This is a genomic window from Heyndrickxia oleronia, assembly GCF_017809215.1.
GTDB lineage: Bacteria > Bacillota > Bacilli > Bacillales > Bacillaceae_C > Heyndrickxia > Heyndrickxia oleronia.
The window spans coordinates 4,009,853-4,035,354 of record NZ_CP065424.1 but is presented as its reverse complement, the minus strand read 5'-3'; the positions used below and the strand labels follow the sequence as shown (position 1 = coordinate 4,035,354).

Sequence of the window (25,502 nt, the reverse complement as noted above, 5' to 3'; positions counted from 1 at the left end):
AAATCGTGTTGTACTATAGTAATAATAAGTGGTATTTCCTTAAAAAAATATCTAAATTGAATATAAAAGTATCAATATATTGAGGTGATCATTGATGATTAAACATTTCACGGTAGATCAAAGTTATAAAGAGTTAACCGAGCATCGTACATTATTGTTACCGATTGCCTGTTATGAAACGGCAATTAACCAAAATATAAATGGACATATCCCCCTCCATTGGCATGATGAAATTCAATTTGTCTTGATCATCAGAGGAGAAGCTGTCTTTCAAATAAATGAAGAAAAAATAATCGTCCAAGAAGGTGAGGGACTATTTATCAATAGTGGCTGTCTGCACATGGCTGAGGAGATTAATCATTCTGGATGTGTTTATATCTGCTTAAATGTTTCACCTCATTTCGTCTTAGCTCAAGATCTCTATGCAACCTATGTAGCTCCGTATATTCAAGCAACAAATTTAACGTATGTTCACCTAGACACAAAGGAAGAATGGGGGAAAAACATTTTAGAGGCGATTATCAAAATCAATCATTTGATGCAAAAAAAGTCCCCATATTATGAAATTGACATCACGGTACAATTAACTTTGATGTGGCAAAACTTAATCATAAACGGTTTCCAATTAAAGTACGAACAGTCAGAAATGATAAGGAACAAGCGAATGAAGCAAATGCTAAATTGGATTCATCAACACTACACAGAGAAAGTCATGCTAAAAGATATAGCACAAGCTGGGCAATTGAGCCGTTCCGAATGCTGTCGCTATTTTAAACGGTATTTAAAGAAAACCCCATCAAATTATCTTACGGATTATCGAATTCAGAAGAGTAAAGCTCTATTACAGCAACCAGATTCAAATGTCACGGATGTTGCTTTTCAAGTAGGATTCAACAGCACAAGTTATTTTATCGAGAAATTTAAAAAGTCGATGAACATGACACCTCTAACATTTAAGAAAAATAAAAATGACTAATATTTAAGAAACAGTCGTTCTTAAAATTGACAGATTACTCAATAATAGAAGGACAAAATAGGGCATCCATATAATAAATAATTAAGCATATTATTATGGGGTGTTCTATATGAAATTGGAGGACAAAAAGTAAAAGAAAAAGTATTTATTAATCATATTGAACGCCATTTTTGATTTGTAGGGTAATGTGCTTGAAAGAAATACGAAGGTGGTTTTAGGAGATGAATGATAAAGAAAAAATCTATTATGAACGAGGGACAGAGGAATTAAAAAGGAAGAGTAATCGTGCGTGCACATCAACTTGTTCGGAAACTGAATAATATGGACGTTGATGAGGATTTACAGAAGATAGAAATCATAAATGAATTATTCGGTAGTGTTGGTGAAAGCCCTAGTATTGAACATAATTTTCATTGTGACCTAGGTTACAACATTCATGTCGGTCATCAATTTTATGCTGGGTACAACTGTACTATTTTAGATATGGCTGATGTGAGAATCGGTGATCATTGTATGATAGGACCGAATGTTGGAATATATACGGCGGGTCATTCGATTGGAACCAAAAGGGAGAAATAAAAGTGGATATGCCATACCGATTAGAATCGGAAATGATGTATGGATAGGTGGAAGCTGTGTGATTTTAGCAGGGGTTACCATTGGGGACAATTCCATTGTTGCTGCAGGCTCTGTTGTGACAAAGGATGTTCCTGCTAATACAATAGTTGCAGGTAATCCAGCGAAAATATTAAGAAACATTTAAATGTATATTTATCTAATTAATGAAGTGCTTTACTTACGATAGAGTAGAGCATTTTTTATTTTCTAGGCTCTTTTCTCAAACATATTTAAGTAAAGTTATAACGAATCAATATCATCTGAGGATTTACGGAGAGGCTTTTTAAAAGCAACAAACTATATGAAAACAGTATTTTCTAAACAGATGGCGCTTGCCAGAATTGGAGCCATTTTCGGAAGAAAAAATTGTATGGTAAATATTTTTACTATTTTTCCAAATTATGTTGAAAATGAAAATAACTTTGTGTATATTGTATATAATGTATGTATCGATATATATATAATTTATGAAGAGGTTTTGTCATGCAAATCATCATTTCGAATCGTTCAAAGCAACCCATATATGAACAAATTTATACTCAATTTAAAGATCATATTCTTGCGAATAGATTGAAAGCGGGACATCATTTGCCTTCCATGCGCCAATTAGCTAAGGAGTTGAATGTAAGTCTCATTACGACAAAGCGTGCTTATGAAGAATTAGAGAAGAATGGTTTTATTTATTCAGTGGTTGGGAAAGGCTCGTTTGTATCGGATCAGAATAATGAAATGATTAAAGAAGGAAAAATGAAGGCGATTGAAGAGCAATTGGTGACGGCGATAAAAAATAGTAAGGAAATTGGTGTCATGCTAACAGAACTAAAAGAATTGCTTACCATCTTATATAGGGAGGAAGAATGATGGAAAATGTGATTGAAATTAAAAATGTTCATAAATCATTCGAAGGTTTTCAGCTGAAGGATCTAACATTGACCGTAAAAAAAGGATTTGTCACAGGTTTTATCGGAGGAAATGGTGTAGGGAAATCCACAACGATTAAGCTGATCATGAATTTATTGCAGCCTGATAGTGGAACGATTTCTGTATTTGGTTTGAATTATAAGGAGCATGAAAAAGAAATCAAGCAGCGCATTGGTTTTGTATATGACGAAAATGTTTTTTATGATCATTTATCATTAGCTGAAATGAAAGAGATTGTGAAACGGTCCTATGTAAATTGGGATGATCAGCTTTTCAATGATTATGTAAAAATATTTAACTTACCGCTTACTAAAAAAATCAAGTCATTTTCCAAAGGAATGATGATGAAAGCCTCGTTATCTATTGCTTTATCCCATCATGCGGAATTAATTATTATGGATGAACCTACGTCTGGATTAGACCCAATTTTTCGTCGGGAGCTGTTGGATATCCTGCATCAGCTTATGCAAGATGGAAATAAAACAATCTTTTTTTCGACCCATATTACAACGGATTTAGACACAATTGCGGATTATATCACTTTTATTCATCAAGGAGAGCATATTTTTACAAAGGAATTGTATCAAATTGAAGAGGAGTACGCGATTGTTAAAGGAGGACTGGATCTATTAGATCGAGAGACAGAAAAGGAATTTATATCAATCCGAAAATCAAATTATGGGTTTGAGGCATTAACAGCAAATAAAGTAAGGACAGAAGAGGTATTTGGTGAAATGGTGTTAATTGAAAAACCAACTCTTGAAGATATTATGTACTACACAAAGAAAGGGGCTGAACAGTATGTTCAATTTAATACGTAAAGATCTAACCTTACAGAAAAAAACATTAGCGCTGTTATTACTTGGTTTATGTATTTATTTATTTTTAGATGCCTCCCCCCTCTGGGTAGGGATTGTCTTTAGTATTGCTATTTCGATGAATGCCATATCGATGGATGAAAAGTCTTCCATCCATATGCTCATCAATTCTCTACCGTATACGCGGAAAGAAATTGTCAGTTCAAAGTATATTGTTATGGTTCTCTTTACGTTGATGGTAGCTGCAACCATTTTTATAGGAAATTTCATCATTCGTGGTGAACTTTTTGAATGGAAAGACATCCTGCTAATGGTTGGAATTGTGATGGTGGCTATCTCATTAATGTTGCCATTCTGTTATAAGTTCAAAAGTAATTACTTGTTAATCGCTACTATGATAGGATTTGGCGTGTATTTGTTAGTTGTAAATTTTGTCGTTCAAAACTTAAACGATAGAATTAGAGAGTTGGTTCACATGCTACTAAGCTTAGAAAATACTCAGCTTTATTTCTTGATTGGCTTATTGGTTATAACTTTATATATAGGTTCATGGCTACTATCGATTCGTATTTATAGAAATAAAGTATTTTAAAAGGCTTTTTTCTCAAACATTATTGCTATTAACGATCACAAAAAAAAGGAGAACCAAACAAAATCGTAGTTGGATGATTTCCATTGGGGCATACGTGGGTTTGCAGATCATTTTCTCATCATTGACAACTCTTCATGGTCATCTGGCTTCAATAAAGGAGCACTTTTTGATAGACTAACAAATTCTAAGGTTTTACGGAATGGTTCACTCCATATGACATCGTCCAATTTAATAGATTTACAGTGGTCTTTTCGATCGCTTTGCTTCCAGCTCATTAATAGGTGCCATGAAATACTTTTCTGTTAGGAAGAAAACAGTCAGTTGATTGAATTAAAACCTATTTCACAAAATGTTCACTTACGAGGCAATTTTTACATCCTTATAATACAAGAGGTATACAAAAGAAGGGATGATGGAATTGCCAACAACAAAGAAAGAAAGCTTACAATTTGGTTTACTCATGTGTTTTGGAATGGTTTTAGTTATGACTATGTATAATTTTTTCCTTAATGGTACCTTTGGTCAAATAACTTTTATTGAAGGAATTTTAGATTTCCTGGTGGGGTTTATTATTGCCTTTATCCTTGACTGGTTTCTCGTTGGACCTCTTGCTAAAAAAATTGCCTTGCAATTAACCGCCAATACAACAAAAAAGATCTATACAGTATTAACAATTTCGATATGTATGGTTATTGGAATGGCGTTTTTTATGTCCATTTACGGAATGATTATGTCTAATTTAAAAAATGGATTTGATTCCAACACAGTAATCACTGATTATTTATCTGTTTATGGTAAAAATATAATCGTTGCCTTGCCGTTACAACTTATTATTATGGGCCCAATCGTGCGTTATATTTTTACGAAGTATATTAAATCTGATAAAAATAAATATGGAAACATACACAGCATTTCATGACTATTTAAGGTTATGATAGCAATAGACTACTGCGTTATCCTAAATGGATAACGCTTTTAATTTACACCTTGGGACAGGTACTACATAATAGTTATATAATTTTTACTTTATTAAAATGAAAATCTCTACTTAAAATAAAAACAGTTGAAAGGATTATCAATGATGGAACAATTTATTTGTAACAGCTGTGGAAAAAAGTATGATATTAAACTGACTTTATGGAAGTGTGAGTGTGGTGGCGTATTTAATATTGTAAAAGAGACACCAAGAATAAATAAGTTAGCCTGGAACAACTATCCGAAGTCGTTATGGCGGTATGTTGAAACGATGCCATTTGCAAAAGATTCGAATACGTGGAAATCGATTACAATGGGTGAAGGCCAATCTCCATTGATCGTTTTAGACCCCCTAGAGCCAAATACATATGTAAAAGTCGAATATATGATGCCTACACTATCTTTTAAAGATAGAGGGGCTGCTGTCTTAATGACTAAGGCGAAGGAGTTAGGGGTTTCAAAAGTGATTGCCGATAGCAGTGGAAATGCTGGGACGGCGATTGCAGCCTATGCAGCCCGTTGTCATATTGCCTGCGATATTTATTTAAGCGATGAAACCTCACCGAAAAAGATTGCGCAAATAAAAGCACATGGAGCAAATATTAAGGCCATTCATGGTACACGAGAGGACGTAGCGGCTGCAGCACAAAAAGCAGTAAATGAAGAAAAGGTTTTTTATGCAAGTCATGTGTATAATCCTTACTTCTATGAAGGAACTAAAACCTATGCCTATGAAATTTATGAGCAATTATCAGGAGCACCTGATTCATTAATCATTCCTGTTGGAAATGGTACTCTTTTACTTGGTGCATTTTATGGTTTTAAAGAGCTATTGGAAAACGGATTGATAGATAAAATGCCGAAAATGATTGCAGTCCAAGCGGCAAACTGTGCACCTCTTGTTCAGGCTTATGAAAATGGGAGGGACGTCGCTGCACCGGTTACGAATCAAGGGACTTTAGCAGAAGGAATTGCGATTGCAGCACCTGCACGTTCAAAACAAATTTTAGAAGCGGTAAGTGAAACATGCGGAATATTTATTGATATAGAAGAAGCTGAAATTTTGAATGCACGACAAATGCTTGCTGCCAAAGGCTTTTATGTAGAAGTCACATCAGCAGTAAACTATGCAGCTTACTTAAAATATAAGAAGCAACCAGAAGAAAAAATCGTCATCCCACTTTGTGGTGCGGGAATTAAATCTAATTAAATAGGAAAATGGGAAATTTTTTAGTCCAATGGATGGACAATGATTATTTGCCATTTTTATTTAATGAAGCTGCCTATACAAACGGCAGCTTTGTTCCGCTAACTGGTACCCATCCGAATGAATTGGCGTAATTAGCAAGTGGATTGTCGCTCTATGTTAGTTACAGAGCGATATCGGATTGGTATGATAATCATTGTCCCTTCGGATAAAGACAAGACTTAATGATAAAGTATAAACAAGTGAATCTAGATAGCTAAAGGAGGGCGATATGTATGACTTCACAAACACGCATTAAAATTCCAGCTGGATTTTGGACTGGGTTACGTCAATTAGGGATGAATCCACACGATGTGGTTCGCAAAGCGAGTCTGCCGCTTACGATTATTAATAAACCAGTTGTCTCTACTACTCAATATTTCGCCATCTGGCGGGCATATTCTGACCTTATTGGCGACACTGCCAAAGGAATCATTATGCTTCCAACCGTCTTTGAAACGGCTCAATATCCACCGGCTGTCTTAGCAACTTATCATGCTCGTGACTACCGTGACGCTTTAAACCGAATGGTTCGGTATAAACAAATGTGCCCTCCTGAAAGCTTATGTATGAAAGAGGAAGGTGAGAATTGCACGATCGAACTGAAATGGTTATCTACGGAGGAAGCTGGACCACCAATACTTGTTGGTGTCACGCTAGCATTTCTACTAGAGCTAGGACGCCGGGGTACAGGTCAGCCTATAGTAGCAAAGCATGTTGAATTTTCACACGAAATGGGTAACGTACAAATACTTGAGGAATACTTTGGCTGCCGGATCCGGGTCGGTGCAAATTGTAATCGATTGACGCTGCATCGAAAAGATCTAGATCGCCCCTTTGTCTCGTACAATGCGGAGCTGTTGGAGATTCTGACTCCCGTACTGGATCAATCATTAGATGAGCAGAAAAACAAATACTCAACCGCTGAGAAGGCAAAGTGGATGATTAAACGTAGTTTAACAGGAGGGCACACCGACATTCAGACGATCGCGAGCGAGCTGGGGATGAGCAATCGTACTTTGCAGCGCCGACTTGCTGATGAAGGCACGAACTTTAAGCAATTGTTGACACAAGCTCGACATGAGCTGGCACGGGAGTATTTGGCAGACCCATTGCTTGATATTAAAGAAGTCGCATTCCTGGTTGGATATGAAGACCAAAACTCATTTTACCGTGCCTTCCGCCATTGGGAAGGGGATACCCCTTTACATTGGCGTGCAGAGCACTTAGGGACAAATCGAATAAATTAAACTTTGACAAAATTATCCCCTTTCATAAAAAGGGAAATCTAAATAAGTAAAGTAAAGGAGAATATTATATGGATATGCAGCTAAAAGGTAAAACAGCCTTAGTGACAGGATCAACGAAGGGCATAGGGAAGGCAATTGCCATTGAACTTGCCAAAGAAGGGGTGAATGTACTAATTAATGGACGAAATTTTGATGAGGTAGAACGAACAGTAAATGAGATGAAGGCAGAGTTTCCTGATACTTTTCCTCAAAATGCAGCTGCTGATGTCGTTGATAAAAAACAAAGAGAAGCTTTATTTGATAAATATCCGCAAATTGATATTTTAGTGAACAATATGGGGATTTATGAAATCATGCAATATGACGACATAGATGATGAAGTATGGGAAAAGTACTTTCGGACAAATGTACTTGCAGCGAATGGATTATCTAAATTTTATTTACCGAAAATGTTGGAAAATAATGATGGCCGGATTATCTTTATTGCGAGTGAAGAAGCCATTATGCCTTCAGGTCAAATGCCCCAGTATTGTATGACAAAATCAATGCTTTTATCATTATCAAAAAGCTTATCTAAATTAACGGTTGGAACAGAAGTGACAGTTAATACAATCATGCCAGGACCAACCCTCTCGGAAAACGTGCAGCAAATTATTGTAGGAATATACGCTAATGAAGATATGACTTTTTCCGAGAAAGAGAAAGCTTTTATGACAACAAACCTACCTCAATCAGAAATACAGCGATTTATTAGACCCATTGAAATAGGGAGACTAGCTACATTTGTATGTAGTCCTTATGCATCGGCATTTAAAGGTTCCCCAATCCGTATGGATGGTGGTATGGTACCAACTATTTTTTAACATAGCTCGATTTTGAACATTTAATATCCGATTGACGATTGGGTATTAGTAGGATGCAAAAAGAATCGACTATGTCCATTTAGGTTCATCATAATAACAGGCTAATAATAAGGACATTTTATAAAACAAAATACATTGACATATCGAAATATCGCGATATAATGAGTTGTATGGAACCAATTGAAATCTTTAAAGCCTTATCAAATGAATCTAGGTTGCAAATTTTGCAATGGCTAAAGGAGCCTGATCGTCATTTTATACCCCATGAAGGGATTGATATGAACACAATAGGGGTATGTGTTAGCCAAATAACAGATAAATTAAAAATGACGCAATCAACTGCCTCCCAATATCTCTCTATACTTTTAAGAGCTGGTCTGATTAAGGCAGAACGAATAGGCAAGTTTACTTATTACAAAAGAGATGAAGACGCGATTAGCAAAATTGCTGACTTATTAAAAAAGGAAATTTAAAAGTACACGGAATGCTTTAGAAGCAAAAATAAACATCTGAGGATGTTTATTTTTACAGAAAACATATCGATATATCGCGATGTGTGTTTTTTTTAAAATAACATATCGTTATTTTGCGATATGTTGATATGATAAATGATTAGGGAGTGATAGATGATGTCTAACACGTGGAAAATTTATATTTTAGCCATTATTAGTTTTTTGGTAGGAACGTCAGAGTATATAATTTCCGGGATATTGGATAATATTGCTCATACACTTGGGATCACCTTATCTGCTGCTGGCCAGTTAATTACGATTTTTTCACTTGTTTATGCTATTTTTACACCGATTCTCATGGCATTAACAGCAAGCATAGACAGACGTAAATTAATGATTTATTCTTTAGGTCTATTTGTTTTAGGAAATATTCTTGCTTTTGTCTTGCCTGGATATGGATGGTTTATTGTTGCGAGAATCATTATGGCATTGGGAGCAGGAATGGTTGTTGTAACGGCATTAAATATTGCAGCCAAAATCGCATCAGAAGGGAAGCAAGCGAGTGCAATTGCTACAGTAGTCATGGGATTTACCGCATCACTAATTATTGGTGTTCCGCTAGGAAGAATGACCGCCGAAGCATTTGGTTGGAAATCTGTATTTGGTGGAATCGCTCTTTTGGGGTTAATAGCAATGGTGGTGATGTTCTTTACCCTTCCACATACTGAAGGAGATAAGCCTGTACCTTTAGCTCAACAGCTCTCTTTATTGCGAAAACGAAAAGTTCTGCTTGGATTAGCCATCACGTTCTTCTGGCTCGGGGGATACTCTATTGCGTATACTTATATATCACCCTATCTTCTGACCATTTCGGGGATAAGCGACAAGTTGTTAAGTGGCGTTTTGCTTATATTTGGAATCGCTAGTTTGGTAGGATCAAAGTTCGGAGGCTATAGCACAGATCGATGGGGAGTAGCCTTTACTCTCGTTGGTGGCATGGGATTACATATTATCATGCTACTTCTACTATCAATCGTAACCCACTCTTATGTCGGAGTACTAGTCATTCTAATATTCTGGTCTTTTGCCGCATGGTCTACAGGTCCGACACAACAATATCACTTAGCCACAATCGAACCAGAGTTATCGGGTGTATTGCTTGGTATTAATCAGTCAATGATGCAATTAGCTATGGCTGTAGGTGCAGGAGTAGGTGGAATCTTTGTTGAAAAGGTCTCACTAGCTTACATAACCTGGATTGGGGCATTAGGTGTTGCGTTCGCGATTATTGTTTCTTTGATAGCTTTCAAATCAAATGCTAAACAGAAAATAGCGAATGTAAAAGCATTGAATGAGTAATGCAATTCTTTAGTCTTTAGCGGAATAGATATACTGTTCATTTTGGGCATAGGATTTCATAAAAAGGGTTCTGAATGGAAAAAATTAACAGATGGAGAATACAATTTTGAGCAAAAGGGTGCGTTTCTTTAAAGAAATGCACCTTTTTTAAGGAGGAAAAGCGTCATTGATTACCGTATATAATTAATAACCAAGTCACTGTTTACATCAAAAGATGAAGATGGAATTTGATTTAAGTTTGAAAAGGAAGAAGACCTGAAAGATTCGTTTATATGATTGTTGATTAAATCTATCAAACGACAAATGGATGACTAAGAAGCCTCTATATTGTTTATTAGATAACAAAGAATGTATCTAGTCGAAATAATTCCAAAAAGCAAATATTAAAAGATTAGAGCTTTAAAGGGGGATTTCTATGGGGCTAATAACAGGTAAAGTCGTTATCATATCTTTATTTCTATTGATTATAACTATGGTTGAAACTTTAGCTTATTCTACAAGGATTTCAGGGGCTAGGGTGAAATTAATTGCCACAGCCTTATCATTGTTTAGTACATTGGTGATTGTCTCTAGATTCTCAACAATGATTCAACAGCCTTTAACAGCTAAACTTATTGCGAAAGCTCCAGATGTAAATAAATTATCCTTTATAGAAGATCAATATAGAATATTAATAGGTGTAACATCTCTTGGTGTCTTACTTGGAATACTTTTATTTCCAACTTTTATTACTATTTTTTCAAGAGCAATTATTCAATTATCAAATGAAAGAGGATCTTTGATTTCAGTTTTCTTTAAGTACATGAATATTAAGGGCATTAAAAAGATAATGCTGTGTTTTCGCGTCCCAAAATGGACCTTCATACGGGGGATTACACTAAAAACAATACCAAAAAGGTTATTTATCATTAATATCATTGTCTCAGCCGTATATACAATTGGTATTTTATCTTCACTCTATGCAACGATGTTAGTTCCAGAAGATAGCGCACCGACTGCATTAATGTCTTCAGGTATTATTAATGGTGTAGCAACGATCTTGCTAACAATGTTTATAGACCCGAAAGCATCTGTACTAGCAGATAGAGTAATGAAAAATCAATGTGATTATGTTTTTTTAAAGAGTTATTCTTTAACAATGATAGGCTCTAAATTTTTAGGAACTATAGTTGCTCAATTATTATTCATTCCAGCTGCATATTATGTTGCATGGTTTGCTGAAATGCTTTAACTAAAAAGATAGTATTAATGCGTATATCAAGTTTTAGGTGATAATTTCTTTGTTAGTTAAAGTTGGAGAATAATAGAATGAGTTTCAATAAGGTACATATGAAATTGGAGGTTATAAGTATGTTCTCATCTAAAAGGATCAAATTACGGAAAGTGGAAAAAGGGGATACTGAAAAATATCACTCTTGGCGGAACGATACAGATGTCATGTTTTCTACAAACCCTTCATTAGACGTATATTCACTTGATGATACTAGAGAGTTTGTGGAAAATGTTCTTATTCATTCTGATTCATCGAAAAGCTATATGATTATTGAAAAAGAAAATGAGGTACCCATCGGGATTACATCATTAATAAATATAGATTATAAAAATAGAAATGCTGAATGTATTATTGATATTGGTGAAAAGGAGTACTGGGGCCAAGGATATGGTACGGAGGCATTAAGTATCCTATTAAATTATGCATTCCAGGAACTTAATTTACATCGAGTATCATTAAGAGTTTTTTCCTTTAATGAAAAGGCGATTAAATTATACAAAAACTTAGGATTTAAAGAGGAAGGGAATAGTCGTCAGTCCTTATATAGAAATGGACAATGGCATGATATTTTACATATGGGGATCTTAAAAGAAGAGTTTATCAATTAAATAGGTGTTCACTTTGGAAGACTTTACTTCAATATGGAGTGGAGTCTTTTTTTATGGCTCTTTTTTAAAAAGTCTGCTATTTAAGTAGAGTTTTAACAAATAATCTTTCATTTCGCTAACGTATTATTTATTGTACTTTCCTATTAGTAGGAAAGAAAAATAAATGTAAGGGCTTTAATAAGTTGATATCATTTAAAACAAATAAGAGGAGGGAAACATTATGACAAAAAAAGTTTTTTTAGTATGTGGAGCAGGAGCATCTTCTGGTTTTATGGCGGCAGCTGCTAGAAAGGCTACTAAGAAATTAGGTTTAGATATTGAATTTAAAGCAAAAAGTGAATCTGAAATTGGTGAACATTTAAATGATACCGATTTACTATTAGTTGCACCGCATTTGAAATACATGATTGATGATGTAAAAAGCGCATGTGAAAAAGCAGGTGTTAAATACGGTATTATTCCCCAAAAAGTATATGGATCTTTGGATGGCCAAGGGTTAGTTAAGGTTGCAGAAGAAATTTTACAAGGTGGTAATGAATAATGGAACAAGTAAATAAAGAAGAATTAGCATTAATTTCAATGAACGTAATCTTACATGCGGGTAATGCTCGTGATTATGTTTTTCAAGCCGTAGATAAAGCTTCTAATGGAGAATTCAATCAAGCGGATGAACTTATGAAAAAAGCAGATGAGGAGATCGTTATCGCCCATAAAGCTCAAACCAATACTCTGCAAAAAGAAGCGGAAGGTATTGAGATTCCGTTTTCGCCATTATTTGGACATGCTCAAGATACATTAATGACTGTTAAATCAGAAATGAACATCATGAGGGAAATTATAAAGCTTTACAAAAAAATCTAGGGGGTGAAAAAGATGGATAAATTTATGTCCTGGATGACAGATAGTTTTGCTCCGAAGGTTAATAAGATAGCAAAAAACGCTTGGGTTGCATCGATTCAAGACGCTATCTTGACAGCGATGCCAATGATTTTTATCGGTTCATTTGCAACTATTTTGTCAATCGTTAAGGATTTTTGGAAGGGCTTTCCTGACCTTTCGATGATTAGCACTTTTTCATTCGGTTTATTCTCAATATTTTTAGCTTATTTAATACCAGAATCCATAATGAACCATAAAGGCCATAAGGGTGTTTCAAAACAAGCAGGTCTTGCTGGTTTGGCATTTTTCTTAATGTTAGTATATCCCCAAATTACTGCAGACGGTCATATTAAGTTTGATTTAAATACATTTGGTACCGGTGGGATGATTGCTGCTTTAATTGCTGGATTGTTTGTAGGTTTTGTGATGAACCTCTTCTCAAAATGGAAATTTATTGGTGAAGATTCACCGATTCCAGACTTTGTTGCGGTGTGGTTTAACACATTAATTCCAATCATCGTCATTTTATTAATTGGTTGGATTTTTACATTTGAAATGAATATCAACGTATATGATGTCGTAAATTCAATCTTTTCGCCATTAATTCATCTAGGTCAAAGTTTCTGGGGATTTGTATTGATTTTCTTCCTTGGGTTTTCATTCTTATACACGTTTGGAATTTCAAGCTGGGTTTTATATCCAGTTCAAACCGCTATCGCATTACCAGCTATTGCGGAAAACCAAGCAAACTTTGCAGCTGGAAAGGCTGTCACAAATATTTTCACGGTTGAGACAGGTTCCTTATTTCTTATCGGTGGTGGTGGAGCCACATTAGCTCTCTGTATCATGTTAGCATTTATGGCTAAATCGCAACGTTTAAGAATGATAGGAAAAGCATCACTTGTTCCTTCCATTTTCAATATTAATGAGCCAATTGTATTCGGGGCGCCAATCGCCTTCAACCCGATTTTGATGATTCCAATGTGGATTAATGGACTGCTAGGACCGATTCTAACTTGGTTTGTGATGAAAATTGGTTTAGTACCTATTCCACATGAGCCATTTCAACTTTGGTATTTACCAGGTCCAATTCAAAACTGGATTATTACGGCATCATTCATTGGGCTGATTTACTTTATTGTATTATTTGTCCTTTCATGGATTGTCTATTATCCATTTTTCAAAATTTATGACAAACAAGCGGTTAAGCAAGATGCAGAATTAGCAGAGGAAGGAGAATAATAATTATGAGACAAAATAAATATGCAAGTTTTCCAAAGGACTTCTTATGGGGCGGTGCAATTGCTGCCAGTCAAGCTGATGGTGCATATAACGAAGACGGTAAAAAGCCCAATTCATCAGATGTTCAACCATATCTCAAAGGATTGTCAAATGAAGAAATTCAAGAGCTGGAAAAGCAAGGAATGACATTGGATGAAGTAAAAAAGAATTTGACTGATACAACGCATTACTTTCCTAAACGCCATGGAATTAATTTCTATCATACCTATGAAAATGATTTGGAATTACTAGCAGAGATGGGCTTTAAAACGTTTAGAACGTCGATTGATTGGTCAAGAGTATTCCCTAACGGAGATGAAACCGAACCGAATGAAGCTGCTTTACAGCACTACGGAAAAATGATCGATAAGATGAAGTCCCTTGGAATAGAACCAATCATCACCATGTTACATTATGAAACACCGATTAATATTACTTTACAGTATGGTGGTTGGAAGAACAAAGCAGTCATTGATATGTTTGAACGTTACGGTAAGGTATTATTAGATCGATTTGGCGATAGAGTAAAGTATTGGATTGTTGTGAATCAAATAAACATGATTCAGATTGAACCGTTTTTGTCTTTAGGTATATGCAGAGATCAATATGATCATATTGAAGAGGCAGAATATCAGGCTGTTCACAATCAAATGGTAGCTTCAGCTAAAATTCAAAAGTATGCGAAAACATTACATTATGATTTAGAAATCGGGACTATGGTTGCTGATATGACAGTCTATCCATATTCATGTAAGCCAGATGACATTGTGTTGGCGATGCAACATAATCGTATGCAATACTTCTTTACTGATGTACAATTTCGAGGCGAATATCCGAGATATGCTTTAAATTATTTCAATGAAAATAATATTCATCTTGATATTACCGAAGAAGAGACGAAACTGTTAAGTGATCATACGATGGATTATCTTGCCATTTCTTATTATTTCTCACAAATGGTAGATTCAACAAAGAATGTGAATAAAGCGGATTCAACTTCAGTGAACCCAAATTTAGATGCTAATCCATGGGGATGGAATGTAGATCCACAAGGACTATTTAATACACTATCTCAATATTGGGATCGTTATCAAAAACCAATCATTATTGCTGAAAACGGATTTGGTATGTATGATACGGTAGAAGACGGAAAGATTCATGATGATTATCGTATATCCTATTTAAGTGATCATATTGAACAAGTTGGTCGTGCCATTCATGATGGTGCGAATGTCATTGCCTATTGTGCATGGGGTCCAATTGATATAGTGAGTTGTTCTTCACAACAAATGACAAAGCGTTATGGTTTTATCTATGTTGATCTAGATGATGAAGGGAAAGGATCAGCTAAGAGAATGAAGAAAGATAGTTTTTATTGGTACAAACAAGTGATATCAACGAATGGATCAGAAATTTAATAAGGCTGTTTTCGTTTAGTTTGTTGCTTTTGTAAAAGCCCAACTACCGGCTTTTACTACCAATAAAGGATTCTAGCGGGTTTTATGGAGATTGCAGCTCTTTTCTGTGAAAATAAAACTCCGCCTTTAAGAATAATTTATTAAGTTTAAACTTGATTAAAATTGTGCAAGCTATAAATAATTTAATTTGGGCAATAGGAAAGCAGAGCTACCGAATTTTTCGGTTTCTCGTTTAACTTTTCTGTTGTTTGTCTATAATGCTAATTTAAGTTGACTCATGGTAGGGTTCCTTATTCTGAAGCATATGATAGACAATAGTTAGCATTCGATGTCCGATGGCAACGAGTGCTTTTTTCTTTCCCCTTCTTGCAGCTAGTGACCAATATTTGATTCCTAATCTTTGATTCCGACTTCTTGAAACAGCCCACGCAGCCTCACACAATGCAGATTTAATATGAGGATTTCCTTTAACCGTTTTAGTGTTTTTTTCCTTCCAGCACTTTCGTGATTTCCGGGCGACAATCCTGCCCATGATGCAAGATGTTTGGAGGTTGGAAATTGTCCCATATCTACTCCTATTTCCGCAATGATAACAGCTGCCGTGTCTTTCTTAATTCCCGGCATTGTAACCAGAAGCTGTACTTCCTCCTGATAGTTGGATAAAATGACGTCGATTCTTTTCTCGATATCTGATATTAATTCTTCTAAATTAACAATGTGCATCCAAGATTGCTTAATAAGAAATAGCTGGTGATCATTTAATGTTCCAAATAGTGAGTCGGTAATCAATTGCTTTTTATGGGCCATTCTTCCATGTATCTTTTGTTCGACATCTTCTTGATCGATATAACCTTCATTCATGAGTTGTTCCAATAGTTTTCGTCCTGATACTCCAAATATATCTGAAATAACTGTGCTTAATTTGATGTTTGAGGACTCTAGTACCTTTTGGATTCGGTTTTTTCGGATGTCATGTGTCCAATCCATTTTTTCTGAGGCGAGTCAAATCTCTCAAATTTCGAAAGTCTTCGGGAGGGACAAAACTTTTCTCTATTAAGCCATGTCTTAATAATTTAGCAATCCATTCAGCATCCGAAACATCTGTTTTCCTTCCAGGGACATTTTTAATCCTTTGAGCATTTGCCAAAGTAATATCAAAGAAATCCTCCAAGATATTGTATACAGGTTTCCAGTAGACGCCTGTACTTTCCATTGCGATGTGGGTTACTTCCTTCTCCTCAAGCCATTTAAGAAGATGAAACAGATCCTTCGTCAAAGTAGGAAATGTTTCAGTCTCCTTAATCAAGTCAGTTTCTGATTCTCCAAGAATGACACAGGCAACTATTGTTTCCGAATGAACATCTAGGCCTGCACATCGTTTGTGCAATGTTTCCATTTCACTCCACCTTCTGAAAATATTCCACAAACAGTGGAATGAATTTGAAATTAAACATTTTTCTGTTCGTAGTCATCTCTCGAAATTGAGAGAGCTAACAATGGGTTGTGCACCAAATTCATTCCAACAGTTTTCTCAACAGGGTAAGACCACCAATAAGAGCTACGTCATATACTCACTGTTTGTGGTATCTACATTATGGGACAGAGAACCCATTTTCATTCTGGGTTGAGAGCGAAAGATCATGAAAGTTTTCTCAGTAAAACGAAACTGGTAGCCATCCCAAGTCGATATTTATTCGTTATAACTTTACTTAAATAGAAACAATGTTTGAGAAAAGAGACTTTTAATAAACATAAAGAGGAAGCGGGAGTCCTTCCTCTTTTTACTATACAAGGAATGATTTGATGAACAAAACTGATATGTTACTCGATTATCTTAAAAGACATTCTGGAAATGAATTTATATCTGCTAAAACACTAGCTGAATCATTAGGGGTAACCGACAGAACGATTCGCCACTATGTTAAGTCGATTAATGAGAAACAGCCTAATCTTATTGAATCAAGCAGAGTGGGTTATAGATTAACTAATAATATGGCTACTATTCAATATCCAGAGAAAAATGATCATATGGACAATCGCCGTTTCTATATTTTAAGACGACTGATTAAGAGTTCTGACCGTGGCTTGGACTTATTTGATTTAGCAGATACTCTGTACGTTTCAGATGCTACCATACGTTCTGATATAATGAATCTCAATCGTTTAGTAACGACACATAATTTACAGATCATTCAACAAAATAATCGTTATGTTCTTACCGGTGATGAAAAGAGTCGCAGAAAATTGATGATCGATTTAATTGATTTTTCTAAACCAACTAAAACATCAATTGAAGAAGAGGTTCAAAGATTCCTTGGACCCATATCACTACAAGAGTTAATGGAGTTAAGTAAGAACAGTTTTGATAAGCATAGTGTTCATCCAAACACCTACTTCTTTAAGAATTTCATTATTCATTTAGCCATTGCTATTGAACGTGCAACGGATAATGAACAATTAGAACAAAGTTCGTTTCCAATTCAAAATCGAAATGCAACTAGCTATAAAATCATTAATGAAATTGCAGAAAATCTTAATAAAAAATATGCTATCCAGTTTTCGCAAGCCGATAAGGACGAGTTGGCCATCCTGTTTATTGGTCATATAAAAGATGATGAGATTTCAATGGATAACTATGCAAGCATGAAAGTATCGAAAGCATTAGACCATGCTATTCAGGAAATAAGTGAAGTGTATATGCTTGATTTTACCGATAATAATTTTAAAACTCGCTTATTAGTGCATGTGCAAAACTTGTATAATCGGCTAAGCCAAAATAAATACACAAGAAACATGAGTGTATTGAACATTCGGATCAAATATCCAATAATATTTGATATAGCGGTATATCTAGCTTCGGTACTGGCGAATGATTTGAATGTTGAAATTAATGATGATGAAATTGCTTTTATTGCCCTACACATTGGCACCTTCTTAAATAGTCAAAATGATGGAAATAGCAAAATCAATACGGTTATTATTACACCAGCCTATCTGGGCCAACATGCAGAAATTGAAAAGTGTATTGAAAAGCATTTTGAAGATGAATTGTTTATTAGTGGGATTTATGAAGATGTTAGTGAGTTGAATTCGCTAATGTCCAATGATTTAGTCATAACCACTCAAAGCACTGAACATATAAGAAATCGAATGGCAATGGTTAACACGGAATTCGTAAATATTCATGAATTTATAACAAAACACGATATTGCCTTGATCAGCCGTGCGATTGAAAAAATTAAACATACTAATTATACGAACTTTCTCAAAGACAAGATTCCCGAATTAATTAGTGAGAAGTTTTTTATTACGATAAGTGATGATTTCTCAAGAACAAATCATGGAGACTATTGCAGAGAGCTTTCAAGAGGACGATTATGTTGATTCGGATTACTTGAAGAAATTAAATGAGCGGGAAAAAGTTTCTTCTACTGCCTATCCAAGTGGTGTAGCCATTCCTCATACAATGAAGTTTGAAGCAAAAAGGACAGGCTTAATGATATTAAAACCTGTCAATCAAGTAGAGTGGGATCGTATTAAGGTTAAACTAATTATTGGGCTTGCTGTTAACAAGGATGATTCACATATGTTTAATAAAATATTTCCGCGAATCATTGAATTGGTTGCAGAGCCGTATAATATTCAATATCTATCTGGAACAAATACTAGAAATGAATTTATTGATCGTTTAATTGAATTAATGGTGAGAGATAATTATTTTCCAGAATAGATCAAACAGAAATTGTTTCATACTTAGATAGGCGATTCTTCCATAGGAAGAATCGCTTTTTTAGTGTAGCAGTAAAGGATCTTTGCTCGCTTGTAAGTGTGTCGGATTTATTGTTAGAAATACAGAATTATCAGAAACTATTTTAGGTTATTGTCGTATATATGAATAAGTAAATCTTTTAAGGGGGGATTAAAGTAAAAAGGTTTTTATATAATTTTGTTTGTACCTTTGTTGTTGGAATTATTATTTATTCAGGCATGAACTATCAAGCTTATTTAAAGAAAGAGGCAATGGTTACTTTTAATTTAACGCCAGTCATATGGTTTGCAACAATATTTCCAATTATTATTGGTATGTTGTTACGATTACCTAAATTGATTATCCAGATGATAGAAAGAAAGAGTTGGACGTTTGATTGGGTTACAGTTATTTCTATTGGAATACCAGCTCTGTATATAGCATTGTTACAATACTTTCCATACAGCCCTTTAGGAATGTATATACCCTTTGCAAGAAATTTTATCATTATCGATAATTATGTATTAACAATGACTGGAGGAATTGTCTTTGGTTATGTTTTATTAGCCAGTATTAAAAAATGATTGTTTTTACATAATTACTAAAACTAATTTTTGGTAATTATGGAACTGTTTAAAGAGAGGGATAAAGTTGTGGAATATAAATGAAGCAGGATTTATCATTCCAGACGAGAATTCTTACTACATATTAATTTTGCTTATTGTCAAGAAATTATAGGAGGGGTGAGAGTACGATGGAAGGAAATCATCAGAAATTGGTTGAAAGGCTTATGCCCAAAATTGTTGAAAAAGGTGAATTTAAGGTAGTTGGCGTATCATGCAATGCAACAATGATGGACAAAGATATGATTATCCCAAAGTTAGTTGATGAATTTCATCATTCGAGAATAAGAGAAATAAAAAATAGAAGTAATCAACCCATTTCATATGGCATTTTTGTCGATCCTCCAAATTTTGATCCTGAAAAGGACGAGTTTACTTGGATTGCTGGTGTTGAAGTAACTAATTTCGAGCGTATTCCTCAAGGAATGATATACCGAACAATTCCTGCGCATAAATATGCCGTACTTTCGTATGATCCAAAGACTGATGAAATCAACCCTTATCAATTTCTATATCAATGGTTTACTAGTGAAGGGTATGAACCAACAGATTTATTTGGTTTCGAAATCTACAATCCCTATAACGGTAGAGATACAGCTTACACATTGTATTTACCCATTAAGTAATGGATTATTGAGCTACAAGATTCGACTCTCATTATAGCGAGGATTTTATAAAAATTGAAAACCTCCGCTTGTCAAAATGGAGGTTTTTCATTCAAAATTTTATTAAGAATACACAATTTCGAAAAGGTAAACATTGATTAACCTACATCAATTCTATCCTGAACATCCTTAAGAATCATTTCAAGTGATGTGACAATTCCTTTATCATCCTTATACATAATATGCTTTGGTTTAAAATGGACAGGTGAATCTAAACCGGCTGCGGCAGAGATGCGAAATAGCCCTTTTCTTAGTGTGACAAGAAAATTCACGACACGGAATTTCTTTTCATCGATCACAAGTGCTTTTTGTAGGTCAGGATCGGTTGTTGCAACGCCTACCGGGCAGGCATTTGATTGGCATTTCAATGTTTGGATGCATCCAACGGTAATCATAAAGCCGCGGGCAATATTAACAAGATCAGCACCCATTGCTAATGCGATGGCAATTCGGTCAGGTGTAAATAATTTTCCTGAGGCGATAATCTTCACACGATCACGTACCCCATATTTTTGCAATGTAGAAACGAGGATAGGCAATGCTGATTTAATCGGCAAACCAACACTATCAATTAGCTCTTGATAGGAAGCCCCAGTCCCACCTTCTCCACCATCGACTGTAATGAAATCAGGACCTTTACCCGTTTCTTTCATATATTTAGCTAATTCTTCGACACTGTCATTTCCACCAATAACAATTTTCATACCGACAGGCATTCCTGTTACCTCGCGAATTTTTTCAATAAACTCACACATAGTTGGTACATCACTAAACTGATGAAAACGATTAGGGCTATCGACAGATTTATAAGGCTCTACCTTTCGAATTTCCGCGATTTCTGGGTTCACTTTTTCTGCATCGATATGGCCGCCACGTGTTTTTGCTCCTTGAGCGAGTTTTAGCTCAAATGCTTTAATTTCAGGAATTTCACTTTTGCGTTTTAATTCGTCCCAATCGACTTCCCCATTTTTATCGCGGATCCCGAATAAGCCAGGACCAATCTGCATGATAATATCCACTCCACCTTCAAGATGATAAGGAGATAAGCCGCCTTCACCTGTGTTCATCCAAGTCCCTTTTGCTAATCCAAGTCCTTTAGATAATGCAGTGATGGCATGCTTTCCAAGTGCACCATAGCTCATTGCGGACATGCCGATTAATCCTTTTAATACAAAAGGGTATTTAGTATTTGGTCCAATGACCACCGCATCATCATCATGCAATAAATAAGCAGATGTTTCTTCATCCTCCCATTTTTCCTCCCGTTGTGAAAAAAGGGGGTCCTTCATTAATATGTATCTTTTAGTGAAAACCTTTGTGTTTTCATCCATTTTGATCTCTTCTGTCAATTTAGGAAACATATCATTTTTTACATAGAAGCCTTCTTCGTCGAAGTCACGCTTTGAACCGAAGCCAACGACATCACGCTTATATTTTGCGCTTTTTACGATATGTTCATAGTCATCTCTCGAAAATGGTTTTCCTTCAGTATCACTATTGAACCAATACTGACGCATTTCGGGACCAATTTTTTCAAAGAAATAACGAATTCTTCCGAGTGCCGGATAGTTTCTTAAGATGGAATGACTTTTTTGGTTACGATCAAACAATAAGAGATAGATAAGAAAAATGATTAAACCAATGAGTAGCAATGCAATAACAATAAAACCAATGATGATTAAAATATCTGCAAGTTTCATTACGTCCGCCTCCTCTAACAATATTCATTACACGAAATGAAAAATATATGCATTGGCTGAACGTCACATAAATTTAAATGGGATTGGAAAGCTACTAAAAAACAATCAAGGAGGTACATATTCTTGAAAGCTTCCGATCTATTTGTTCAATGCTTAGAAAATGAGGGAGTGGAATATATTTTTGGAATACCTGGAGAGGAAAATACGGATTTAATTGATTCTCTTATAGGTTCGAATATTGAATTTATCGTTGTGCATCATGAACAGGCAGCTGCATTTATGGCGGATATTTATGGTCGTTTAACAGGAAAAGTGGGCGTTTGTTTAGCAACATTAGGACCTGGTGCGACCAATTTATTAACTGGAATTGGGGATGCTTATCTCGATCACGCTCCAGTTGTGGCAATTACAGGACAGGCTGGTCTTGAGCGTATCCATAAGGAATCACATCAATACGTTGATATTATCGGGGTTTTCAAAGAAGTAACAAAATGGAATCAACAAATAAGAGTACCACATACCATTCCAGAAATTATCCGAAAGGCCTTTAAAACAGCAGTTCTTGAAAAGCCGGGTGCTGTTCATATTGAATTACCTGAGGATATTGCCATGATGGACACAGAAGGTGAGCCATTACCAGTAACACCTCTTCCGATATCTCGACCAGCAGAAAGTGCAATTAAACAGGCCGCAGAAGCAATTAATCGATCAAAACGTCCAATTATTCTAGCTGGAAACGGGGTTATTCGTGATGGAGCAGTAGAGAGCCTTCGTGCATTTGCTGAAGCAAAAAATATTCCTGTAGTGAATACGTTTATGGCTAAGGGGGTCTTGCCATCTGATCACCCGCTTACCTTGTATACAGTTGGAATGCAGGCAAAGGACTATGTTTTATGTGGCTTTGATTTAGCCGATTTGATTATTACGGTTGGCTATGATTTTGTTGAATATTTACCTAAATATTGGAATGATGAAGCAATGAATCCAATCATTCATTTGGATAGTTTACCTGCTGAAGTCGATGCGTTTTATCCAGTCCAAGTGGAGCTAGTTGGAAATGTGAAGGAAGGATTAGATGAATTAAGTACATATGTGGAAAAAAAGGAATTATGGGAAAAGGTAAAACAATTAAAATCCCAATTAGATGAAAAACTTCATGCGAAAGACACGATTTCCGGAAGCCCGGTTAAACCGCAAAGAATACTGGCAGACTTAAAAAAGGCGGAAAAAGGAGAAGCTATCGTAATTTCAGACGTTGGTGCACATAAACTGTGGATTGCTCGAATGTTTCAACCTGAAAAACCAAATCACACAATTATCTCCAATGGTTGGGCGTCTATGGGGATTGCGGTTCCTGGTGCGATTGCTGCAAAATTAGCCAATCCAGACAAGCCTGTAATAGCTGTAACAGGCGATGGAGGGTTTCTTATGAATGGTGTTGAAATAGCAACAGCCAAACGACTTGGTCTTGCCATTGTGATTATTATTTTTCACGATTCAAAATTTGGCTTGATTGAATGGAAGCAACTGAATAAATTTAATCGATCTAATGAGATTGAATTTACTGATCCAGACTTTTTAGAATTCGCAAAGAGCTTTGATGTGCAAGGTATAAAGGTAAAGCATTCAGATGAATTGTTACCTGCTTTAGAAAAAGCGATGGCTAGTGAAGAAATTGTCATCATTGATGTGGATGTGGACTACTCAGAAAATGTGGAGCTATCAAAAACACTTGGAAATTATATTTGTAAATTATAAATTCGTTGATCGTAAATCGAGGAGGAAAAGAACATGAAGAAAAAATGGTCCTTGTGGATAGGTGGTCATTGGAGGGATGCGAAAGCGTATGAACCATTATATAATCCTCATACAGATGAGGAGCTTGCAGAGATTGGGCAGGCTGAACCAGCAGATGCGGTAGAAGCAATTGTAGAGGCACATGCAGCTTTTCAAAAGTTTCGAACAGTCCCGGCACATGCAAGAGCAAAAATTTTATATAAAGCGGCAGAAATAATGGAAGCACGCAGTGAGGAATGTGCGAAAGTTATTGCTTTAGAAGCAGCCAAATCAATAAGAAATGCGCGTGAGGAAATGAATCGAACGGTTCAAACCTATCGTTTTGCCGCGGAAGCAGCCAAAAGTAATTATGGAGAACAAATCCCAATGGATGCTGCTGAGGGTGGGGAAAATCGCTTTGGCTTTACGATTCATACTCCCATGGGTGTAGTAACGGCAATCACTCCATTTAATTTTCCGTTTAATCTTGTTGCCCATAAAGTAGGTCCTGCCATTGCAGCGGGAAATGCGATAGTTCTTAAACCTGCGGAACAAACGCCATTAAGCTCTTTATTACTTGCTGAAATTTTTAAAGAAGCAGGGCTGCCAGATGGCGTATTAAATATTATTCCCGGAAAAGGCGAAGTACTCAGTGAAGCATTGACCACACATCCATATGTTAAAAATGTGACATTCACAGGTAGTGTTGAAGTAGGACATATAATTCACCGACAGGCTGGCTTTAGAAAATTGACATTGGAACTAGGGTCAAATTCTCCTTTTATTATTGATGAAGGGGTGGATATTGATAAAGTTATCGAACGCAGTGTGTTGGGTTCATTTTCTTATAATGGTCAAGTTTGCATATCGATACAACGAATCTATGTTCATCGAACATTATACAAGTCTTTCTTGGAGAAATTTATCGCACGGACAAAACAGCTTGTGATTGGATCACCACTCGATGAGAATGTAAATATCACAGCCGTAATCTCTAAGAAATCCTTGAATCGGTTACAAACCTGGATTAATGAGGCTGTACAGTCTGGTGCAAAGGTAGAATGTGGTGGAACAGTAGAGGGGAATGTCCTGACTCCAACCGTTTTAACGAATGTCTCACGTGATTCGAAAGTATTCCGAAATGAAATTTTCGGTCCAGTCGTTTGTATTTTTCCATTTGACACCTTAGAGGAAGCGATTAATGATGCAAATGATTCGATATATGGGCTCAATTCTGGGATTATGACTAATAATATGGAGCATGCTTTTTATGCGGCTGAACATCTTGAAACAGGTGGAGTTATCATCAATGATATTCCTACTTTCCGTATTGATAATATGCCATATGGTGGTTGGAAAGATAGTGGAGTTGGGCGAGAAGGGATAAAGTATGCGATGAAAGAAATGATGGAGGAAAAGTTTATTAGCTTTAAAACAAAGTAAGTTGTATGTATAGATAAT

27 protein-coding genes and 1 pseudogene are annotated in these 25,502 nt (G+C 35.7%); 26 read left to right on the top strand and 2 right to left on the bottom strand.

Features of this window, described 5'->3' with window-relative positions; genetic code table 11:
- Nucleotides 1-91: 91 nt before the first annotated feature.
- From I5818_RS20115 to I5818_RS20030, 20 genes are all read left to right on the top strand, one after another.
- A complete protein-coding gene (locus tag I5818_RS20115) occupies nt 92-976 on the top strand; it encodes an AraC family transcriptional regulator (RefSeq protein WP_078109438.1) in 885 nt (294 codons plus the stop codon).
- A gap of 285 nt (nt 977-1,261) precedes the next feature.
- Nucleotides 1,262-1,555, top strand: a complete 294-nt coding sequence (locus tag I5818_RS26140) for an LbetaH domain-containing protein (RefSeq protein WP_235813428.1) — start codon at nt 1,262-1,264, stop codon at nt 1,553-1,555.
- A complete protein-coding gene (locus tag I5818_RS26135) occupies nt 1,533-1,739 on the top strand; it encodes a DapH/DapD/GlmU-related protein (RefSeq protein ID WP_235813427.1) in 207 nt (68 codons plus the stop codon). Before I5818_RS26140 ends, I5818_RS26135 begins: the two co-directional genes overlap by 23 nt.
- A gap of 338 nt (nt 1,740-2,077) precedes the next feature.
- The gene (locus tag I5818_RS20105) at nt 2,078-2,455 is read left to right on the top strand and encodes a GntR family transcriptional regulator (RefSeq protein WP_078109437.1); all 378 of its coding nucleotides are present in this window, start codon (nt 2,078-2,080) and stop codon (nt 2,453-2,455) included.
- Nucleotides 2,455-3,336, top strand: coding sequence for an ABC transporter ATP-binding protein (locus I5818_RS20100; protein WP_078109436.1), 882 nt, complete (start codon nt 2,455-2,457; stop codon nt 3,334-3,336). Before I5818_RS20105 ends, I5818_RS20100 begins: the two co-directional genes overlap by 1 nt.
- The gene (locus I5818_RS20095; protein ID WP_078109435.1) at nt 3,317-3,925 is read left to right on the top strand and encodes an ABC-2 transporter permease; all 609 of its coding nucleotides are present in this window, start codon (nt 3,317-3,319) and stop codon (nt 3,923-3,925) included. Before I5818_RS20100 ends, I5818_RS20095 begins: the two co-directional genes overlap by 20 nt.
- A 218-nt stretch (nt 3,926-4,143) precedes the next feature.
- A complete protein-coding gene (locus tag I5818_RS26130) occupies nt 4,144-4,203 on the top strand; it encodes a hypothetical protein (protein WP_235849547.1) in 60 nt (19 codons plus the stop codon).
- A gap of 140 nt (nt 4,204-4,343) precedes the next feature.
- Complete coding sequence (locus tag I5818_RS20085; RefSeq protein WP_058006672.1) at nt 4,344-4,844, top strand: DUF2798 domain-containing protein; 501 nt, start codon at nt 4,344-4,346, stop codon at nt 4,842-4,844.
- A 162-nt stretch (nt 4,845-5,006) separates the two neighbouring features.
- The gene (locus I5818_RS20080; RefSeq protein WP_078109434.1) at nt 5,007-6,110 is read left to right on the top strand and encodes a threonine synthase; all 1,104 of its coding nucleotides are present in this window, start codon (nt 5,007-5,009) and stop codon (nt 6,108-6,110) included.
- A gap of 8 nt (nt 6,111-6,118) precedes the next feature.
- Entirely contained in the window at nt 6,119-6,241 is a 123-nt protein-coding gene (locus I5818_RS26310; RefSeq protein WP_257233915.1) for a hypothetical protein, read from the top strand.
- 141 nt (nt 6,242-6,382) lie between these two features.
- Nucleotides 6,383-7,396, top strand: coding sequence for an AraC family transcriptional regulator (locus I5818_RS20075; RefSeq protein WP_078109433.1), 1,014 nt, complete (start codon nt 6,383-6,385; stop codon nt 7,394-7,396).
- A gap of 68 nt (nt 7,397-7,464) precedes the next feature.
- Complete coding sequence (locus I5818_RS20070) at nt 7,465-8,259, top strand: SDR family NAD(P)-dependent oxidoreductase (protein WP_078109432.1); 795 nt, start codon at nt 7,465-7,467, stop codon at nt 8,257-8,259.
- Between the two features lie 170 nt (nt 8,260-8,429).
- The gene (locus I5818_RS20065) at nt 8,430-8,732 is read left to right on the top strand and encodes an ArsR/SmtB family transcription factor (protein WP_058006671.1); all 303 of its coding nucleotides are present in this window, start codon (nt 8,430-8,432) and stop codon (nt 8,730-8,732) included.
- A gap of 156 nt (nt 8,733-8,888) precedes the next feature.
- Nucleotides 8,889-10,070, top strand: a complete 1,182-nt coding sequence (locus I5818_RS20060; protein WP_078109431.1) for an MFS transporter — start codon at nt 8,889-8,891, stop codon at nt 10,068-10,070.
- Between the two features lie 415 nt (nt 10,071-10,485).
- On the top strand, nt 10,486-11,301 hold the full coding sequence (locus I5818_RS20055; RefSeq protein WP_078109430.1) for a lipid II flippase Amj family protein: 816 nt from the start codon (nt 10,486-10,488) through the stop codon (nt 11,299-11,301).
- A 77-nt stretch (nt 11,302-11,378) separates the two neighbouring features.
- Nucleotides 11,379-11,951, top strand: a complete 573-nt coding sequence (locus tag I5818_RS20050) for a GNAT family N-acetyltransferase (protein ID WP_390883475.1) — start codon at nt 11,379-11,381, stop codon at nt 11,949-11,951.
- A gap of 220 nt (nt 11,952-12,171) precedes the next feature.
- Nucleotides 12,172-12,492, top strand: a complete 321-nt coding sequence (locus I5818_RS20045) for a PTS sugar transporter subunit IIB (protein ID WP_078109428.1) — start codon at nt 12,172-12,174, stop codon at nt 12,490-12,492.
- Nucleotides 12,492-12,812: a PTS sugar transporter subunit IIA gene (locus tag I5818_RS20040; RefSeq protein ID WP_058005715.1), complete on the top strand. Its 321-nt coding sequence runs from the start codon at nt 12,492-12,494 to the stop codon at nt 12,810-12,812. The genes I5818_RS20045 and I5818_RS20040 overlap by 1 nt, the downstream gene beginning before the upstream one ends.
- Before the next feature lie 12 nt (nt 12,813-12,824).
- Nucleotides 12,825-14,072 (top strand): PTS sugar transporter subunit IIC, encoded by a 1,248-nt coding sequence (locus I5818_RS20035; protein ID WP_078109427.1) that lies wholly within the window; start codon nt 12,825-12,827, stop codon nt 14,070-14,072.
- Nucleotides 14,073-14,077: 5 nt separating this feature from the next.
- A complete protein-coding gene (locus I5818_RS20030) occupies nt 14,078-15,529 on the top strand; it encodes a glycoside hydrolase family 1 protein (protein ID WP_078109426.1) in 1,452 nt (483 codons plus the stop codon).
- 265 nt (nt 15,530-15,794) lie between these two features.
- On the opposite strand, the pseudogene I5818_RS20025 reads toward I5818_RS20030, so the two are convergent.
- A pseudogene (locus tag I5818_RS20025) lies at nt 15,795-16,925 on the bottom strand (IS110 family RNA-guided transposase).
- Between the two features lie 407 nt (nt 16,926-17,332).
- Between I5818_RS20025 and I5818_RS20020 the strand changes: the two are divergent.
- The 4 genes from I5818_RS20020 (at nt 17,333) to I5818_RS20005 (ending at nt 20,526) form a co-directional block, all read left to right on the top strand.
- Entirely contained in the window at nt 17,333-18,913 is a 1,581-nt protein-coding gene (locus I5818_RS20020; protein WP_078111500.1) for a BglG family transcription antiterminator, read from the top strand.
- On the top strand, nt 18,870-19,259 hold the full coding sequence (locus I5818_RS20015; RefSeq protein WP_169846994.1) for a PTS sugar transporter subunit IIA: 390 nt from the start codon (nt 18,870-18,872) through the stop codon (nt 19,257-19,259). Before I5818_RS20020 ends, I5818_RS20015 begins: the two co-directional genes overlap by 44 nt.
- A 290-nt stretch (nt 19,260-19,549) precedes the next feature.
- Nucleotides 19,550-19,861, top strand: coding sequence for a hypothetical protein (locus I5818_RS20010; protein ID WP_209391805.1), 312 nt, complete (start codon nt 19,550-19,552; stop codon nt 19,859-19,861).
- Nucleotides 19,862-20,031: 170 nt separating this feature from the next.
- Complete coding sequence (locus I5818_RS20005; RefSeq protein WP_078109912.1) at nt 20,032-20,526, top strand: GyrI-like domain-containing protein; 495 nt, start codon at nt 20,032-20,034, stop codon at nt 20,524-20,526.
- Between the two features lie 137 nt (nt 20,527-20,663).
- Here I5818_RS20005 and I5818_RS20000 read toward each other — a convergent pair whose 3' ends face one another.
- On the bottom strand, nt 20,664-22,265 hold the full coding sequence (locus I5818_RS20000) for an FMN-binding glutamate synthase family protein (RefSeq protein ID WP_058005709.1): 1,602 nt from the start codon (nt 22,263-22,265) through the stop codon (nt 20,664-20,666).
- Nucleotides 22,266-22,388: 123 nt separating this feature from the next.
- Here I5818_RS20000 and I5818_RS19995 point away from each other — a divergent pair, with 123 nt between their 5' ends.
- A complete protein-coding gene (locus I5818_RS19995; RefSeq protein WP_071977626.1) occupies nt 22,389-24,023 on the top strand; it encodes an acetolactate synthase large subunit in 1,635 nt (544 codons plus the stop codon).
- Nucleotides 24,024-24,056: 33 nt separating this feature from the next.
- A complete protein-coding gene (locus I5818_RS19990) occupies nt 24,057-25,484 on the top strand; it encodes an aldehyde dehydrogenase family protein (protein WP_071977627.1) in 1,428 nt (475 codons plus the stop codon).
- The last annotated feature ends 18 nt before the right edge of the window (nt 25,485-25,502 follow it).